The following is a 16,802-nucleotide window of genomic DNA, read 5'->3' as shown; positions in this document are numbered from 1 at the left end:
AAAAGCATAAAAACAACCAAAAGCGATGAGAAGGTAACACACGTGCAGTTAGTCCATAAGTCCGCAAATGAAAATTGACTCATAGAGAGGTCTTTGCAGCAATTAGAGCAAGATTTAGAATATCCGTAGCACCGTACGACGGCCGCACTATCTGCACGGATCTCTTTAATCCAAACAACAGAGGTCCAATAACAGTTGTTTCCATAATCTCACTGGAAAACTTACACACTGCATCAACAACTTCCACGTTTTGAACAATGAGCACATTCGCACGATCCGTAAGCCTAGAAAAAGGATACAGCTTTTTAGATTTTTCGTTTAAAGCCATACCAAGATCCATCTCGCCCTCGTATTCAAACGGAGCGCCAAAATCATCTAGTATCTCAATTGCTTCACGTGCCATCAGTGCACTAGGACTATTTACACTTCCAAAATTCGAATTTGCTATCACAGCAACTCTTGGAACGCATCCCATACTTTTGGCTACTTCAGCAGCTTTTATTGCCACTTCAGCAATATCCCCAGCATCTAGCGTATCATTAATACCAGTATTGCAAATAAAAAAAGTACCTATACCAGCAACAATAATTGACATTTCAAAAACAACACCTGCAGCACCAACGATTGGCATAATACTCTTGAGACGATCCTCTGTGTTACTCCACGTTAAGCCAGTGATCACAGCATCTCCATCGTTCAGTGCAAGCATGCAAGCTGCAAACACGTCATTATCCGTTTCAACATCTCTGACACATCTTTCATAAGGAAATCCTTTTCTTTGCAAGGTGCTATACATGTACTCTATGTACTCACCACTTCTCTGTGAAACAGCCGCATTTGCTACTTCAAAACCTTCACGATTGCGAAGATTCATTTCATCCATTTTGGCCTCTATAACACTGTTTCTTCCAACAAGAATGGGAGTACCATACCCTATGTCACGCCACTGAAGCGCAGCTCGAATACTCTTAAGCTCTTCACCTTCTGCAAAAATAATGCGCTTTCCATTACCCCTGAGCACACTACTCACCATCCCGAATAGGGTCGTTGCACCCGAAGCCAACCGTCTGACTAAATCATCCTTGTACGCATCAAAATTATAAATCGGCTTCTTTGCAACACCTGTCTCAACTGCTGCACGCGCAACTGCCGGAGCGATTTCAGCAATAAGACGCTGGTCAAAAGGCTTTGGGAGTATATACTCCCTACTATATTGCATATGAGAATCCCCATAGGCATCCATCACTTCCATTGAGATTGGCCTTTTCGCTATTGCAGCAATTGCATGCACAGCGGCAAGCTTCATTTCAGTATTGAATTTACTTGCACCAACATCAAGTGCTCCCCTAAATAGGTATGGAAAACACATAACGTTATTAATTTGATTATCATAATCCGATCTGCCAGTTGCTATTATTGCATCCGGACGCGCCTTCTTTGCTAACTCTGGCTTTATCTCAGGATCCGGATTAGCTAAAGCAAAAATTATCGGATCCTTCTTCATCCCACTTAACCACTCCGGCTTCAGAACATCTGCGGCGGATAAGCCAATAAAGACATCAGCGTCGACCAGTGCTTCCTCAAGCGTGTTCGCGGTTACATCAACTGCATAAAGAGCTTTTCGGTCACCTTCATGAAAATCTCTGTCTTTTTTAATAACACCACTTTGATCACAGACCACTATATCACTGACCCCGATCTCCTTCATCAACTCGATGCATGCTATGCCTGCCGCACCACAGCCGTTCACGACTACCTTAAGTTCCTCCACCTTTCTCATAGTAATGTCAGCAGCATTTATAAGACCCGCACATACGATAATTGCTGTGCCGTGCTGATCATCGTGAAAGACCGGAATATCTAGCATTGCTGCTAGACGCTCCTCTATTTCAAAACACTCCGGTGACTTAATATCTTCAAGATTGATCCCACCAAAAGTAGAAGCTATGTTTTTCACTGTGAGGATAAACTCCTCTATACTCTGAGCATCGACCTCAATATCAATTGAGTCTATATCAGCAAACTTTTTGAATAGCACAGCCTTCCCTTCCATCACAGGTTTAGAGGCCATTGCTCCAAGGTTTCCCAAGCCAAGAACAGCTGTACCATTTGAAATAACTGCAACCAAATTACCTTTAGAGGTGTACTTATACACATCTAGAGGATTTTTCTCTATCTCCAAACACGGATGCGCTACACCAGGCGAGTAGGCAAGTGATAAATCTTCCTGCGTAAGAAGAGGCTTTGTGGCATGAACCCCCAATTTACCAGCTCTACCCTTAGAGTGATACCGTAACGCTTGTACACCAAGATCGTCCCTTTCCCCTTCCATAACACAATGCACATAGATCACACCAACTTATAGCATACAAGACATTTCCTTGGAATAAAGAAAGCATTCTGTATACCTAAGTAGAATATGTCTTTCACCATAAGAATTCCGCTACATTCTAGAGGAAGCCCCATTGTAGCAAAGGTTAAATTTCGCTTTACAAACAAAACAAACGTGCCTAACTCATCAGAAGCTAAGATATGCATATACAGTATGTTAGGTCAGAAACGCGCTGAGATCTTGGTGTTTATTCTCGCGCAGCAAATCCAGATATTTACTTTCATACAAACGTGAAAATGCACTCGAAAAAAGATGAGACTCGTATAAAAGACGCACCTTTTCAATCAAAACATGAAAAAGGACCACACTATTAAGCCGGAAATCATCTCACATCCTTAGAGTTGGGCTCAAATGAGTAAAGCACTAAGTTCAGTAGCACGAGGTTGCGATTATATGCACCTAACGGACCGTGAATTTGCAATTTGCACGCATTGATAATAGTATTTCTGTTTTTGGGTACCGCAGGTGAGATTCATCATAAGCAGTCTCTTAGATGGATGCAACTTTGACTTTGCTAAGTATAAGAAAGCTGCCTTCTTCATAAGTTCGACTCTGCTGGTGGTGACGTTTGTACTTCTTAAAACAAAAGGTTTGAGTTTTGGTATTGATTTCACAGGTGGAATAGTACTCGAGGTGTACTCTGAGGAAGGTATCGATATAACACAACTTAGAGGCGATTTTTCGAAAAATCAGAATCTACCGACTGCATCTATACATTATTTAGAAGATCAAAGGCACCTAATGATAAAAGTACGATCACAAGATTTTCAGGATGGCCTGACAAAAATGAAATCCTTTCTTAAGCCATATAACTTTCGCTACGACAAAATAGATTGTGTGGGTCCCCAAATAAGCAAGTCTCTCATATACAGGAGCGGTGTGGCAATTGTATTTTCAGTGCTTGCGATGTTCGTATATTTATTTTTTAGGTTTACTCCTGCCTTTGCGCTATCAGGTGTCCTGACAACACTGCACGACATTACTTTGCTTATATGTCTCTACTCTGCTTACGAATTGGAGTTCAATACCTCTTCAGTGGCTGCGGTACTCGCAATAGTTGGGTATTCTATAAATGACTCTGTAGTTATTTTTGATAAGTTGCGTGAGAACATTGGCATAAAAAACATAGCCAAGCGCATTAATGTAAGCGTCAACACGACTCTATCCAGAACAATTCTTACGTCTGTAACGACAATGCTTGCAATAGCACCAGTGATATTTCTCTCAAGCGGGGATATACAAGTTTTTTCCTTCATAATACTAGCAGGCATAGCTATAGGTACTTACTCCTCGATTTTTATCGCGGCACCGCTTGCACTCCTAGGAAACGATGTACATGAAGTGAACCATGAGAATTCGTAATTTTTACATACGACGAACTTTATATATCTCTTCGCATTAGAGTTGGAAGCGTCAGTATTTCAGAGTAAAGATATAAGCTAAGCGGCTTGTATGTGAACCCATTTTCAATGCAATCAGCCAAAATAGGCTTTTCCTTTACACTAATCACTCTAATACTAAAGAAGGGCTTTAAAAGGCTTGCATCACTATCATGAACCATGAAACTATTTAGTGAACGGTTTTTAGTTCTTTTGAGCAATCTATACAAAAATCGACGATTTATCTTCAAGCAAAATAGCTTTAGCAAAACCCTGAGACTAATCAAATCCACTTTTAAAAGCTTTCTCACATTCCTCTTCCCTGATTGCTGCATAATCTGCTCCAGTGAAGAAGAGCTAGTAGAACATTGTATGTGCAAGCCTTGTAGAAACGAAGTTCATCTCTTGAAAGATCACTTACACTGTTACTGTTGTGGTAAGAAAATGAAGACTTCGAATTTATGCATCACATGTGCTGCATCGAAACCTAAGTTTAACGAAGCAAAAGCTGTATTTGTTTACAATGCTTATGTTTCAGTGTTCATGCAAAAAATCAAATTTCATGATGGGACATTCATAACAAAATCTTTGGCAAAAATGATCCTAGGGCATTTTAAAGAAGATCTCGAAAAGTGTGATTTTATCATACCAGTACCGATACATCGCGTTAGATTGTTTCGAAGACAGTACAATCAAGTAGCATTGATCGCTATGCAACTGGCAAAGTTGATACACGTGAAAGTACGATTAGATGTCCTCCACAAAATAAAGAACACACCATCACAACTTAATCTTTCTACACATCAACGAAAAACAAGTCTACAGGATGTGTTCACAGTAGGAAACCAAGCTGGAATCAAGGACGCATCTATCATCTTACTTGATGACGTTATAACTACGGGTACTACAGTTTCACGTTGTGCAGATGCACTTTCAAAATACAATCCCAAGAAAATAGTGGTCATTGCTATAGCAAGATCGATCCTGTATTAGCGAATGCCCAAAAGATGAAGAGTTTCCACTCACCCCGAAAAAATCACTCATTGATAACAGAAAAGTTCAGCCTGCTTGCTCCATATAAGAACAAACCGTAGAACTCCATAAAAAAGTGTGGAGAAACACAATTTATTCAATCTGCGAGAAAAACGAGTACTTATCCACTAAAGCAACGCTAAAAGTAACTCTGGCCATTTCTCAGAATCCATTAAGGACGCACACTACAGGAACATGATCAGAAGGCCTAGATATGTGACGTAGCTCCTTCAATATATAACAATCTAAAAGATGATCCATACCTTCAGCAGAAGCAAGAATATGGTCTATCCTCATCCCTTCATTTCTCTGCAGCCCACCACCTCTGTAGTCCCACCAACTAAACTCCTGTTTAGTTGGATATTTCATTCTAAATGTATCAAACAGCCCAAGATTGAGTAATTCCCTGAGTTTACTACGCTCTTCAATATGGAAGCCAGTACATCCATCGAGCTTCACAGGATCATACACATCTATATCTTCTGGCGCAGCATTCATATCACCACCTAAAAGCATAATATCATTATTATTTAAAAGGTAACCATGGATCCTTCTAGCAAGCGCATCATGGAATTGCATTTTGTATTCGAAGCGCGGGGAGCCCGCTGCTTGTGCATTCGGTATATATATACTTATTAACCTTATACATTTATCAAAAAAACTTATCACTCCTTCTATATATCGCGCTTCACCATCCATATAAATCTCATCGGAGATCTTTGTAATTGGCCATCTAGACGCTATAGCAACCCCGTTATATCCCTTTTGACACTTTAAAATAACGTTATAGGAAAGATCGTTAAAAACGTGTAACGGAAAATCACTTTCCTGACACTTAAGCTCCTGTAAAAGGAGCACATCGAGATTCTCTGAAACAAGGAGGGCTGAGACAGCTTCGGCACGTTGCCTTATGGAATTAACATTCCAGGTGGCAACTTTGAGTATCCTACGAATATTCAAAGGCAGAACAAGAACAAAAGAAAGTCAAGAGATTGTACATGAGCCTTACAAATACGGCAACCAGACTTGCTTACCATCCGACAAACCGGACCTTAGAACTTTAAAATCATTCCAACTATTACAAATTGCACTGGCGGAATAAACGTGGACAACACCAACAAAACCCGGCTCCTTATCTCACTAACAGACTCGCCTAACACAATACCCAAATGAAATATGTGGATCGAGAAAATTCGAGCGACTATACCATGAATAGCTAAGCTATATCAGACATTTTCTTACCAGCTAAAATATGCACATGAAAGTGTTTTACTATTTGACCGCCATCTTCACCATGATTTGTAATAAGTCTGTATCCAGCTTCTTTCACACCTAAAAGGTCGATAACATGACCAACCTTCGAAAAAAAAGAAGCAACTTCAATCGGCGCTGTGCTTATGAAATCACTGAAAGAAACAAACTGCCCTTTTGGTATTACAAGGACATGCACCGGAGCCTTAGGAAACGCATCATAAAAAGCTAGAACCCCATCATCTTCGTAAACAACTCTAGAGGGTAATTCACGGCGCAATATCCTTGCGAAAACATTCTGCTGATCGTACATAGACATACACTAAAACCAGGGATCAAACAGAAACGATTCCACCACCAAAAAAGCCGCAGAGAGAAACGGCCAGCAAAAAATTACCAGAAAGACAAGTTGCGGAAGCTGGATTTGAACCAGCGACCTTCAGGTTATGAGCCTGACGAGCTACCAAACTGCTCCATTCCGCGACAGAGTGCACGACTTTGATTATCTGTCATAAGCAATAAGGTTGTCAACAGTAATAATCATTCTTCCCAAATGATAACTTTTATCATAGCGTATTGATCGATTTCCCCCGTCAACAGACTGCTTATTTAAGCTCAAATCGCTGGTCTTTATCGAAGGGTAAAGTGAATAATTTTATTGTCCATACCACTTCAAATAACAAAAACATTCCCGCACTACTAATTTTTTACGCTTACCCGATATTGATTTCCACTATAAATATGGTAGCATCTGTTGATCTTTCTACTATATATAGACTTTATAGCCATGCGTGTCGTCACGGCACTGGTCCAGGGAAATGATATCATCTCGTATGAACAAAGAAGCTAAAATGTTAGATCCTTCCCCTATTTTTCATCATGATCATGATGAAAAAAAAATCCATACACTGCATGCAAGGGACTCCTTTCTTACAGATTTCGGAAAGGCAGTTCTCAAGGATAGATATTTGCAGAATGGCGAAGATTACCAGGGCCTTTTTGCAAGAGTAGCTAAATATTACTCCGATGACCCGAAACATGCATGTAGACTGTACGACTATATGAGCAACTTATGGTTCATGCCTGCTACACCTATTCTCAGCAATGGTGGTACAAGTCGTGGACTCCCGGTTTCATGCTTCCTCAATGAAACAGAAGACTCATTGGAGGGAATTGTCGGACTCTGGAATGAAAATGTATGGCTCGCGTCACATGGTGGCGGGGTCGGAAGTTACTGGGGTAACCTGCGCTCAATAGGAGAAAAAGTAAAATGTAGTGGTAAGACTTCGGGAATTATTCCGTTTATTGTTGTACAAAATGCACTAACTCTTGCAATATCACAGGGTTCACTTAGGCGTGGAAGTTCAGCCGTTTACTTACCAGTAAACCATCCGGAAATTATCGAATTTATAGACCTCAGAAAACCAACAGGTGGTGATCCAAATAGAAAAGCACTTAATTTGCATCATGCAGTCGTTATCAATGATGACTTCATGAAAGCTGTCCTAGAGGATAAAGAGTGGGATCTTATCAGTCCAAAGGACGGTTCCGTGATAGCAACAGTCGGAGCAAGGGGTATATGGATAAGAATACTTACAGCCCGTCTCGAAACCGGTGAGCCATATATTCTGTTTATTGACACAGTCCAGAGATTAAGGCCCGATGTATATAAAAACCTTAATCTCGATGTCAAAATGTCGAACCTATGCAGCGAGATAACACTTACAACGGGTAAAGATCACCTCGATAATCATAGAACTGCTATTTGTTGTCTTTCTTCCCTAAATTTAGAAAAATTTGATGAATGGGAGCATAATGAGCAATTTGTACGGGACGTGATGCATTTCTTGGACAACGTGCTGGAGGACTTTATTAGAAAAGCACCTGATTGCATGCACAGAGCAAGATATTCTGCCATGCGAGAAAGAAGTATAGGCTTGGGTGTAATGGGGTTTCACTCCTTCCTGCAAAGTAAGGGTATTCCGTTTGAATCGGCAATTGCGAAAAGTGTTAACCTAAAAATTTTTAAAAAAATTAAACACGAAGCAGATAAGATTTCGAAAGAAATGGCACTAGAGAGGGGTCCTTGTAAGGATGCAGTGGATTGCGATACTATGGAGCGGTTTGTCCATAAGATCGCTGTTGCGCCAACAGCATCCATCTCGATCATTGCGGGTAATACTTCACCAGGTATTGAACCATACGCAGCAAATGTTTTCACACAAAAAACTTTAAGTGGATCTTTCGTTGTCAAGAATAAGCATCTCGCTGCCCTCCTAGAACGCAAGGGAAAAAATACGGACTGTGTATGGTCCTCTATTATTTCTAATGAGGGCTCTGTACAGCACTTAGACTTTCTCGATGAGAATGAAAAGATGGTTTTTCGAACAGCATACGAAATGGACCAACGATGGGTTATCGAACTCGCCGCTGATCGTACACCCTATATATGCCAATCCCAGTCAGTAAATCTCTTTCTACACTCTAACATACACAAAAAAGAACTAAGTAATCTACACTTTCTCGGATGGAAAAAAGGCCTAAAAAGCCTTTACTATTGCCGGTCAAAATCCATACAGCGTGCATATAAAATATCACAGGAATACAAACATAAAAGTGATACTCCTTCTCCTGTTGGTGAATCAGATGATTGCATCGCGTGCCAATAGCTTACGCCATGGGTCATATCCATAAGAAGAACCTCTCAAGGCTAGACCTTCCTTTTACCCTGAGGTGAGCTACTCTTTCGCCATCTGCCTATAGAAGGAACTGCTAGTAAGCAGCTCATCATGTGTTCCCACCGCGGTTGCTTTTCCGTTTTCTATAACGATTATCTTATCCGCACACTTAATACTGGAGAATCTATGCGCGATAATAATAACCGTCTTATCACGCGACGTATTAGAAATAACAGCTTCTATTGCCTTTTCATTTTGTGTATCCAAAGAAGATGTCGCTTCGTCAAGTAAAATTACCTGCCTATTAGCAAACAGCGCTCTAGCAATATTAATACGCTGCCTTTGTCCCCTAGAGAGGTCTGTAACATGTGTATCTTTAGGTAATTGCTGGATATTCGCGGCTATACATACACTTTTGTAGCGAGGTTCCTCTTTCTGCTCTATTGAAGTTTGCATACAAATATTTTCCATAAGACTACCGGAAACTATGCTTAACTCTTGTGGAACCCATGCAAAAAGCGATCGAATAGAAGTAAGAGATAATTCAGAAACCGGAATGCCATTGATCTGTATGCTACCACTAAAAGTGGTATAAAACCGTAAGATAAGAGAAAAAATTGTGCTTTTTCCCTTTCCAGACGCACCTACAAAAGCTACTTTTTCCCCGCGATTTATAGTGAAATTAAGCCCTTTAAAAACAGCATCTGAGCCATCAACACTGTATGAAAAGCCCACATCTTTAAATTCGAGCTTTTCAAAACGCCTCAATTTCTTTCCAACTTCTTCCTCACTAGAGGCAAGAATCGTGCTATATAAATTTTCAACCCTGGTGCGTATATTCAAAAACTGTCGTAGATCCGGATAAAGCTCCATGACTCTCCCTATAGAACTAGATGCAAATAATGCATAAAAAACAAACTCGGCAAGAGTAGCAATGTTTATTTCACCTGCATAGACAGACCTTAAACCAAAATCCATAAAAAATACGGTTCCTAAAAAGGCAGTTGCAACAACGATACCTATAAGTACAGAACGTATGATCACATACTGAACAAAGCTACTTGAACACCCCTTGGATAAATCCTGTAATCTTTCCAGAAAGAATGTTTCTTTCAGAAAGGACTTTATCATTTGAATATTACTGATATTTTCTCTAAGCTCAGCATGAAAATTATCAGTTTTGCCTGCGAAAAGAGAAGATAATTTTCTTGCTCTTGCCCCAACCAACAAGAGTGGTACTAGAAGAACAGGAATGGCCAGAATGAGATAGATGAAAAGCTGCCTTTCTGTATAAAAAAGTGCAATAAGCGACCCAAGAAAAGTAATTAGATTCCTTAGTAAAACCGGCGCTGCAGAACCAAAAAAATTCTGCAAAAATGTCATATCAGAACTGAAAATGATTGGAATCTGGGCAGAATTACACTTAATGGTTTCAACCTTCGCCCTTAAGAGTGCTTCATATAAGTCAAGTAACGTACCCTGTACCACGTTCATTCCAAGCAACCCGGAAAAAATACTACGAAGCGCAACTGTCAAAGAAAGAAACACCGCGAACAAAATAACTCCAAGAGATAGGGTATGATGTATCTGTTCCCCTGCAAAAAGCTGAACGGAATGTCCAATAACCTTTCCTAAAGCAAGGGAAGCACATCCAGATACAAGAACCATGAAAAAAGATAAAAAAAGCAGAAAACCCGATTTTTTTAAATGGAACCACAAAATACCACTAGGCATGACTCAAATGAAATACAGGAGTGACAAAATCAATATTTCAACAGAAAAACAGGAAGTAGGAAGAAAGAAAAACCCAGGCTAAGTAGAGATACCCGGAAAAACGGCAAGAAGCCCTGGAGAACACAAGTAATGGAAAAACTCATTTAAAATGGAAAGATAAGAAGATGGGGGAATCTTACCTACACGAAAACCCTTACCTGAAACAAAACCAAGATCACGTATTTTTCCCGTAATTCCCCTTTCCTTCAGCCACCTTACCGCATTTCCCTCATCACCTATCTCGTCAACCAGGGAAAACTCAAGCGCTTCCCTGCCGGTAAAGATCTTACCTGTCGCAATCTCGGACATCACACGGGCATCTGTAATCTTTCTGCGCTCCTGTACCATAGATAAAAAGTGCTCGTTAGCGACGCTGATGGAGTGCTCCATAGCCAAACGCGCCTCTTTGGTAAATTCTTCCAAAATAGATGGGAAGGCTTTCAATCTACCAGAACGAACAACGTCCATTTTTACCCCAACTTTCTTTCCGATCTCATAAAAATTCGGGGCTTGTAATATCATACCAATCGAACCGACAATACTAGTATTGTATGCGACTATATGTTCAGCAGCCATTGCTACCATGTACGCACCAGAAGCCATTATTCCGTTGGCTACAATCACAACCGGCTTAACTTGAGACACGCTCCTAACAACGTTGTAAAGCGCTTCAGAAGCGGCCGCTCCCCCACCTCCGCTGTCTACGTGAAGGATTATTGCTTTTATTTTAGGATTGTCCGCAAAAGAAGCAAACTGGCTATTTCTTGCAAGATCTTGATCTATAACCCCAGAAAAGACCACCCTACCTATGTACGGGGTGGAAAAACTGTCGAAAAAGCCACCACGAAAAGAAGAACCCGAAACAATCAAGAGGAGAGCAATCAGAGCAAATGTGACCACTTTCCAAAAAGTTAACCTCTTCCTTAAGCTAAAATTTTCGACAAACGCATCACCCAAAAAATCCATGTGCCAATAACCACCTCTCACTTCTCTTCTCCAGCAGGAGCCCCACCAGCCTTCTCGTCTGTGATAATCTCCAGCTTAACTGAATAATGATCTTTACTACAAACAACAAAGGAAAGGTGCTGTCCTACAGTAAGACGACTTACATCAGACTGCGCTGTAAAGAACTCCAAACCTTCTCTAACCTCGATATAAATGCCATCATCCTCTACTCGTATTACTTTTGCATTAATTATATCTTTTTCGTTCACTCTAGAGATGAATTCCTCGAAAGGATCGTACTCAACATACTTGATGTTAAACATCACACGACCACGATCGGGATTAACATGTACTAGCTTTGCCTCCACTTCGTCACCGATAGTGAAACGCTTCAATTCCTTTCTAGGATTTTGCGACCAACTAATGTTCGCAAGCCTTACATATCCTCTGACATAAGAATATCCGGGATCAAGAAGTGTCAGCACTATTCCAGAGTCAGTTATCTCGACAACTTTACATTTCACTACAACACCGAGCCCGTAAGCATCCAAGAACTTCTTCCACGGGTTGTCACTACATTGCTTCACACTAAGCGCAATTTTATGACCTTCTTCATCAACTGAGAGAAGCATAACGTTCACCTTGCTGTTAGGTAAGAACAATGGCTTTTCCCTGGTCCAAGATATTTCACCGCTATGCACCAACCCTTCTACGCCCTCTTCCAACCTGACGAAAATACCGTAATCCTCAACAGAAGTAACAACCCCAGGATATACGTTCCCCGGAGTATATTTCTTAGAGACATCCTTCCAAGGATTCTCCGTAAGCTGCTTCACACCAAGTGATATACGCCCCTTTTCTGGATCCACAGCAATCACCTTCACACGTACCTCTTGCCCAACAGAATAGATCGAAGACGGATGAGTAACTCGTGCCCACGAAATATCGTTTACGTAAAGAAGACCATCAACAACGCCGACTTTGTCAGACTCGTGTATTTGTACAAAAACACCATAACTCGCGATACTCTTGACACGACCATCAATGATGTCACCTTCTTTAATCGTCGAAATATACTCTGAACGAGCAGCCTCATGTACTGCACCAAGTGCTTTTCTCCTCGAAACAAAAATCTTTCCTGTTTTCGGATCCATCTTCAGAATCCTGAACTTTAATTTTACTCCCACGAGAGTTGCCGGATCAGAGACCGGCCTCACGTCTAGGTGACTATTTGGTAGAAACGCATTCAGCCCCTCAACTTCAACAATGCAGCCGCTTTTGATCGTATATAGGATGACTCCCATTACATCTTCATCAGACCCATTGAGATACATTTCATAAAGTCTATTCCAGACTTTTTGTTTCAGTGCTTTGGTATAACTTAAAACAAGGTTACCACTACCAGTCTCTGTTTTTTCAACATATACGATAATCTTAGAACCCACCTCTAGTGTGCCTAAATCATGGAACTGCTGAACAGGAATTTTTCCCTCTGACTTAAGACCCAGATTTACCAAAACAAAATGCGGACTTATAGACTTAATCACACCTTCAACCATGTCACCCTCTCTTATCAGAGAGTCCGAAAATCGTTCCTCAAGAATTGTGGTGAAGTCCTCCTCGTTGTAATCTGGAACCTCTGAGTAAAACCTTCTCTCAGATGCTTTATTGGTGGTAATGTAAAACTGCTGTTTGTTCATGGCTAAGTGTGTACTACTTTGCTCCTGAAAGGTAAAGATTGATGATAATACAAAAGACTCCAAAGAGGAATAACCAAATATGCGGCTGAAACCTGTTCACTTAATTCTTTTGTAGTGTTAGAAGATGTTTATTCTCACTGCTTAAGAGATGTTTTGTATTAGTTTCTATCGCATCTCGCAGGACCTGCAGAAACTCATCGTCTTTCAGACCTGGCATAATTGGGGGCAATATCTGGACTACAGCTTTACCACTTCGTTTATTGCTGAAATAGCCCACTGGCCAAATTTGGCCAACATTCAATGCGATTGGTAGCACAGGAAGATTGAGATGTTTATAAAGAGCCAGTATACCTCTTTTGTACCCCACTTCCTCACCGACTTTAGTTCTTCCTCCCTCCGGATATAGAATTATTGTCCTATTTTTAGAAAGTACTTTGGCTTGCCTAACCATTTTTCTCAACACATCCAAACCGTTTGATTTTCCTGAATAGGAAACCGTAATCATTTTTGTTGCAATCATGTATAGCCCAAAGATTGGAATAAAGATAAGACTTCTTTTTAGTACAAAGGCCGGCTTCTGAAACAGATCAGCTAACAAAATCACATCCAAGGGAGAATGGTGTTTAGACGCAACTATAAACTGTTTGTGTAGGTGGATATTTTCACTGCCTCTTATCTCAAATTCAACATTGAAAAAAAATCTCAGGAGAACAAAAACCCCCCTGATCCAAACCCTGCGCACTTCTATTACATCCTCTGGAGGTAAAAAAAGAGCTGGTAGCACGACTAGGCCGTATAAAGTAGTCCACGCAACAACAGAAACATTAAACAGGACGTTCATCGTCACGTATGCTGCTGCAGCAAAGAAACCGTTATTTCTCATACTTTTATTCATTTTTTGTAGTGCATAACGAACAACAGAAAAGATCCACCTGAAAACCGTTCAAAAACTGCATTCAGCAGAATAACACTCATTAGAAAACAGATCTTAAGAACACTCAAGACTTATCTCCGCTGAAGCCTACCTCGACACCAGCTAACATACGAGCTTCATTTTCTCTAATAAGTGCTTCAATAATTGGTTCCAGTTCGCCCTCCTTTACCGTTTCATTAATCCTATAAGTAGTTAAATTGATCCTGTGATCAGTTATCCTGCCCTGTGGGAAATTGTATGTTCTAGTTTTTTCAGAGCGTTCACCCGATCCAATCTGCGACTTTCTCATTGACGAAATCTCTTGTTGAACTTTATTGCGCTCTATTTCATACAATCTTACTCTGAGCACCTTCATTGCCTTAGCACGGTTCTTATGTTGGGATTTCTCGTCTTGTTGTATAACTACTATGCCGGTCGGAATGTGTGTAATACGAACTGCACTGTCAGTTGTGTTGACAGACTGTCCTCCAGGACCACTAGACCGATACACATCGATACGTAGATCCTTATCGTTGATTTTTACATCTACATCTTCGGGTTCTGGGAGTACAGCAACAGTGGCTGTTGAAGTATGTATACGTCCAGCACTCTCCGTTTCTGGAACACGCTGAACCCTGTGCACGCCAGACTCAAACTTTAACTTTGCGAAAACATCAGATCCACTTATACTAGCATTGGCTTCTTTGTATCCACCTATCTCATTATGGGAAATACTAATGATCTCAAAGCGCCACTTCATGCGCTCTGCATATTTTTGATACATATGGAAGAGACTCGCTGCAAAAAGTGCAGCTTCGTCACCACCGGTGCCAGCCCTCACTTCCAGCATGACGTTCAAAGCGTCATCTTTATCCTTTGGTAGCAACATCCTTTTTATTTCTAACTCGAGCTTTGGTATCACATCTTGGATTGCTTGCAGATCAGACTTCCCTATTTCACGTATCTCCTGATCCTCCAGTGGATTTTTTACCAACAGTTCTAGATAGGCCTGTTCTTCTTTCAATTTTTTATATCTAGCAATTAATTCAACTTTTGGCTTAAGCTCCGCATACTCCTTAGAAAGCTTTGAAAACTCCTGAGAAGCTATAGCTTCCGGACAGCGTAACCTGTCTGCAAGGTATGTATGCCTATTTAGAATCTCTTCCAGAACTCCCCAAAGATTATCCATAAACCCTCTTAAGATTTGCTAGCCCTCCAAAGTTACAGCGCTCTATGCTAGACCCCTTTACTGGCAGTGCTAAAGTTATAGCACGCACAAAACTTATTTTCACACACAACTAAGCTAACGGGATGAATACATCAGCACCACAAACCTTTCACCCCGCACTTGTGTGCAAACCTTCATCACCTGTACCCTCTTTTATCCTCTTAACTTTTACGGAGACGAGCTTATTATTCCTCATTTTGAGAATTTCAAGCGTGCAACCAAACATTTCAAACACCTCACCCTCATTTGGAATGCGTTCTATTTCATCAATTATCATGCCAGCAAAGGTGCGATTGTGGTCTGTTGGAAAATTGAAACCCATCTTTTTGTTAAGATCCCTTATTGGAATCCTTCCGTTTATTATGTATCCGTTGTCTCCACTGTCTTTTATATCTTTGTAATTGTGGGTATAAACTGCCTCGCCAATGATCTCCTCAATGATATCAAAGAAGGTCACTATTCCTATTGCATTGCCATATTCATCAATGACAATCGAGAAATCTGCCTTGTTCACCTTGAAATTGTGCAATTGGACGCTCACAAGGGTTGTTTCCGGAATGAAGGAAGGTTCAGTCAGGTAGTCTTTCATCTTAATGTCCTGATCATTTGCACAAGCAATTCTGAGTTGGACGGCATTAAGAACCTTAACAAAATTGTCATCCCTTTCCTCCCACAAAGGTATCCACCTGTATGTTGTTCCGAGCACCAACTGGATGAGCTCATCTTTTGGAAGGTTTATGTTTAAAGAGTAGACATCTTTACGGTGCGTCATAATTTTATCCACATGCAGTTCAGTAAGATCCAGCATGTTATTAATGACCTCTAAGTTCTTTTGTGTATTCTGCTGCACATACGATTTTTTGTGCAACATTATCAGACCTCGAATAGCATCATACGGTGAAAAAACCTTAGTTGAGTCGCTCGACGGAGCAAACCACTTCACTAAAACACCTACCACTAGGTTCACATACTTAACAAGCGACCCAAAGAGTCTAACTAAAATGACCATGAACGGTGCAAGATACATGCCGAGCGTTTCAGGGTGGTTAATTGCGTAAGTCTTTGGAAATATCTCACCAAAAATCACTATTATGACGCTCATAACACAAGTGGAAACCAGTATCCCAATGCTTCCAAAAAAGTTGACCACAAAAAAAGCTGATATAGAAGAAGCTAATATGTTTACAACATTGTTACACAGCAATATCGTACTGATGACACGTTCTTTGTCGTTATGTAGATCGAGCAGTAGCGTAACTCTTCTGTCATTCTTACCCTTAAGCTGAATCAATTTAGCTGGGTTTACAACTGTTATAGCAGTCTCACCACCTGAGAACACACAGGACAAAAGGAGAGCTAAGAAAAGTAATAAAGCAAGCAACGAAAGTAATAAACCAGACATTAGGGACTAACACCGAGCACAGAACAGTTCAAAGAGCAAGAGAAAAGAAGGAAATCATCGATATATCTACACAAATAGAAATTCTCAATGCGAACACGACGCCAACAGA

The 16,802-nt window shown here is 40.6% G+C and carries 13 protein-coding genes and 1 tRNA gene; 3 read left to right on the top strand and 11 right to left on the bottom strand.

From position 1 onward, the window contains the following. Nucleotides 1-79: 79 nt before the first annotated feature. Nucleotides 80-2,332 carry an NADP-dependent malic enzyme gene (locus NSE_RS01710; RefSeq protein ID WP_011451812.1) on the bottom strand — a complete coding sequence of 751 codons (2,253 nt, stop codon included), beginning with the start codon at nucleotides 2,330-2,332 and terminating at the stop codon, nucleotides 80-82. 525 nt (nucleotides 2,333-2,857) lie between these two features. Between NSE_RS01710 and secF the strand changes: the two genes are divergently transcribed. Further along, nucleotides 2,858-3,754 (top strand): protein translocase subunit SecF, encoded by an 897-nt coding sequence (secF, locus tag NSE_RS01700; protein ID WP_011451809.1) that lies wholly within the window; start codon nucleotides 2,858-2,860, stop codon nucleotides 3,752-3,754. Nucleotides 3,755-3,773: 19 nt separating this feature from the next. Here secF and NSE_RS04120 read toward each other — a convergent pair whose 3' ends face one another. Beyond that, nucleotides 3,774-4,106 carry a hypothetical protein gene (locus NSE_RS04120; protein ID WP_227028975.1) on the bottom strand — a complete coding sequence of 111 codons (333 nt, stop codon included), beginning with the start codon at nucleotides 4,104-4,106 and terminating at the stop codon, nucleotides 3,774-3,776. A 109-nt stretch (nucleotides 4,107-4,215) separates the two neighbouring features. Between NSE_RS04120 and NSE_RS01690 the strand changes: the two genes are divergently transcribed. Next, the gene (locus NSE_RS01690; RefSeq protein WP_227028974.1) at nucleotides 4,216-4,764 is read left to right on the top strand and encodes a ComF family protein; all 549 of its coding nucleotides are present in this window, start codon (nucleotides 4,216-4,218) and stop codon (nucleotides 4,762-4,764) included. A gap of 201 nt (nucleotides 4,765-4,965) precedes the next feature. On the opposite strand, the gene NSE_RS01685 is transcribed toward NSE_RS01690, so the two are convergent. The 3 genes from NSE_RS01685 to NSE_RS01675 form a co-directional block, all read right to left on the bottom strand. Next, nucleotides 4,966-5,763: an exodeoxyribonuclease III gene (locus NSE_RS01685; protein ID WP_011451807.1), complete on the bottom strand. Its 798-nt coding sequence runs from the start codon at nucleotides 5,761-5,763 to the stop codon at nucleotides 4,966-4,968. A 256-nt stretch (nucleotides 5,764-6,019) separates the two neighbouring features. Continuing rightward, nucleotides 6,020-6,373 (bottom strand): histidine triad nucleotide-binding protein, encoded by a 354-nt coding sequence (locus NSE_RS01680; RefSeq protein WP_011451805.1) that lies wholly within the window; start codon nucleotides 6,371-6,373, stop codon nucleotides 6,020-6,022. 90 nt (nucleotides 6,374-6,463) lie between these two features. Then, nucleotides 6,464-6,537, bottom strand: a tRNA-Met gene (locus NSE_RS01675). Nucleotides 6,538-6,905: 368 nt separating this feature from the next. Between NSE_RS01675 and NSE_RS01670 the strand changes: the two genes are divergently transcribed. Then, the gene (locus tag NSE_RS01670; protein ID WP_011451804.1) at nucleotides 6,906-8,723 is read left to right on the top strand and encodes a ribonucleoside-diphosphate reductase subunit alpha; all 1,818 of its coding nucleotides are present in this window, start codon (nucleotides 6,906-6,908) and stop codon (nucleotides 8,721-8,723) included. 69 nt (nucleotides 8,724-8,792) lie between these two features. Here NSE_RS01670 and NSE_RS01665 read toward each other — a convergent pair whose 3' ends face one another. From NSE_RS01665 to NSE_RS01640, 6 genes are all read right to left on the bottom strand, one after another. Next, nucleotides 8,793-10,466, bottom strand: coding sequence for an ABC transporter ATP-binding protein (locus tag NSE_RS01665; protein ID WP_011451803.1), 1,674 nt, complete (start codon nucleotides 10,464-10,466; stop codon nucleotides 8,793-8,795). A gap of 78 nt (nucleotides 10,467-10,544) precedes the next feature. After that, complete coding sequence (gene sppA, locus NSE_RS01660; protein ID WP_227028973.1) at nucleotides 10,545-11,492, bottom strand: signal peptide peptidase SppA; 948 nt, start codon at nucleotides 11,490-11,492, stop codon at nucleotides 10,545-10,547. Beyond that, a complete protein-coding gene (locus tag NSE_RS01655; protein WP_011451801.1) occupies nucleotides 11,489-13,150 on the bottom strand; it encodes a S1 RNA-binding domain-containing protein in 1,662 nt (553 codons plus the stop codon). The genes sppA and NSE_RS01655 overlap by 4 nt, the downstream gene beginning before the upstream one ends. A 100-nt stretch (nucleotides 13,151-13,250) precedes the next feature. After that, complete coding sequence (locus NSE_RS01650) at nucleotides 13,251-14,045, bottom strand: lysophospholipid acyltransferase family protein (protein WP_011451800.1); 795 nt, start codon at nucleotides 14,043-14,045, stop codon at nucleotides 13,251-13,253. Between the two features lie 103 nt (nucleotides 14,046-14,148). Beyond that, nucleotides 14,149-15,252: a peptide chain release factor 1 gene (gene prfA, locus NSE_RS01645; RefSeq protein ID WP_011451799.1), complete on the bottom strand. Its 1,104-nt coding sequence runs from the start codon at nucleotides 15,250-15,252 to the stop codon at nucleotides 14,149-14,151. 148 nt (nucleotides 15,253-15,400) lie between these two features. Next, on the bottom strand, nucleotides 15,401-16,693 hold the full coding sequence (locus NSE_RS01640) for an HlyC/CorC family transporter (RefSeq protein WP_011451797.1): 1,293 nt from the start codon (nucleotides 16,691-16,693) through the stop codon (nucleotides 15,401-15,403). Between the last annotated feature and the right edge of the window lie 109 nt (nucleotides 16,694-16,802).

It is taken from the genome of Neorickettsia sennetsu str. Miyayama, from assembly GCF_000013165.1.
Lineage (GTDB): Bacteria > Pseudomonadota > Alphaproteobacteria > Rickettsiales > Anaplasmataceae > Neorickettsia > Neorickettsia sennetsu.
The sequence above is the reverse complement of the archived record's forward strand: the minus strand, read 5'-3'. Positions and strand labels throughout refer to the sequence as shown.

What these genes read in the sequence shown, in the direction of transcription:
- prfA (WP_011451799.1), bottom strand. Translation starts at nt 15,252, where the DNA reads ATGGATAATCTTTGGGGAGTTCTGGAAGAGATTCTAAATAGGCATACA.
- NSE_RS01665 (WP_011451803.1), bottom strand. Translation starts at nt 10,466, where the DNA reads ATGCCTAGTGGTATTTTGTGGTTCCATTTAAAAAAATCGGGTTTTCTG.
- NSE_RS04120 (WP_227028975.1), bottom strand. Translation starts at nt 4,106, where the DNA reads ATGCAGCAATCAGGGAAGAGGAATGTGAGAAAGCTTTTAAAAGTGGAT.
- NSE_RS01640 (WP_011451797.1), bottom strand. Translation starts at nt 16,693, where the DNA reads ATGTCTGGTTTATTACTTTCGTTGCTTGCTTTATTACTTTTCTTAGCT.
- NSE_RS01650 (WP_011451800.1), bottom strand. Translation starts at nt 14,045, where the DNA reads ATGAATAAAAGTATGAGAAATAACGGTTTCTTTGCTGCAGCAGCATAC.
- NSE_RS01690 (WP_227028974.1), top strand. Translation starts at nt 4,216, where the DNA reads ATGAAGACTTCGAATTTATGCATCACATGTGCTGCATCGAAACCTAAG.
- NSE_RS01670 (WP_011451804.1), top strand. Translation starts at nt 6,906, where the DNA reads ATGTTAGATCCTTCCCCTATTTTTCATCATGATCATGATGAAAAAAAA.
- NSE_RS01680 (WP_011451805.1), bottom strand. Translation starts at nt 6,373, where the DNA reads ATGTCTATGTACGATCAGCAGAATGTTTTCGCAAGGATATTGCGCCGT.
- NSE_RS01710 (WP_011451812.1), bottom strand. Translation starts at nt 2,332, where the DNA reads ATGGAAGGGGAAAGGGACGATCTTGGTGTACAAGCGTTACGGTATCAC.
- NSE_RS01655 (WP_011451801.1), bottom strand. Translation starts at nt 13,150, where the DNA reads ATGAACAAACAGCAGTTTTACATTACCACCAATAAAGCATCTGAGAGA.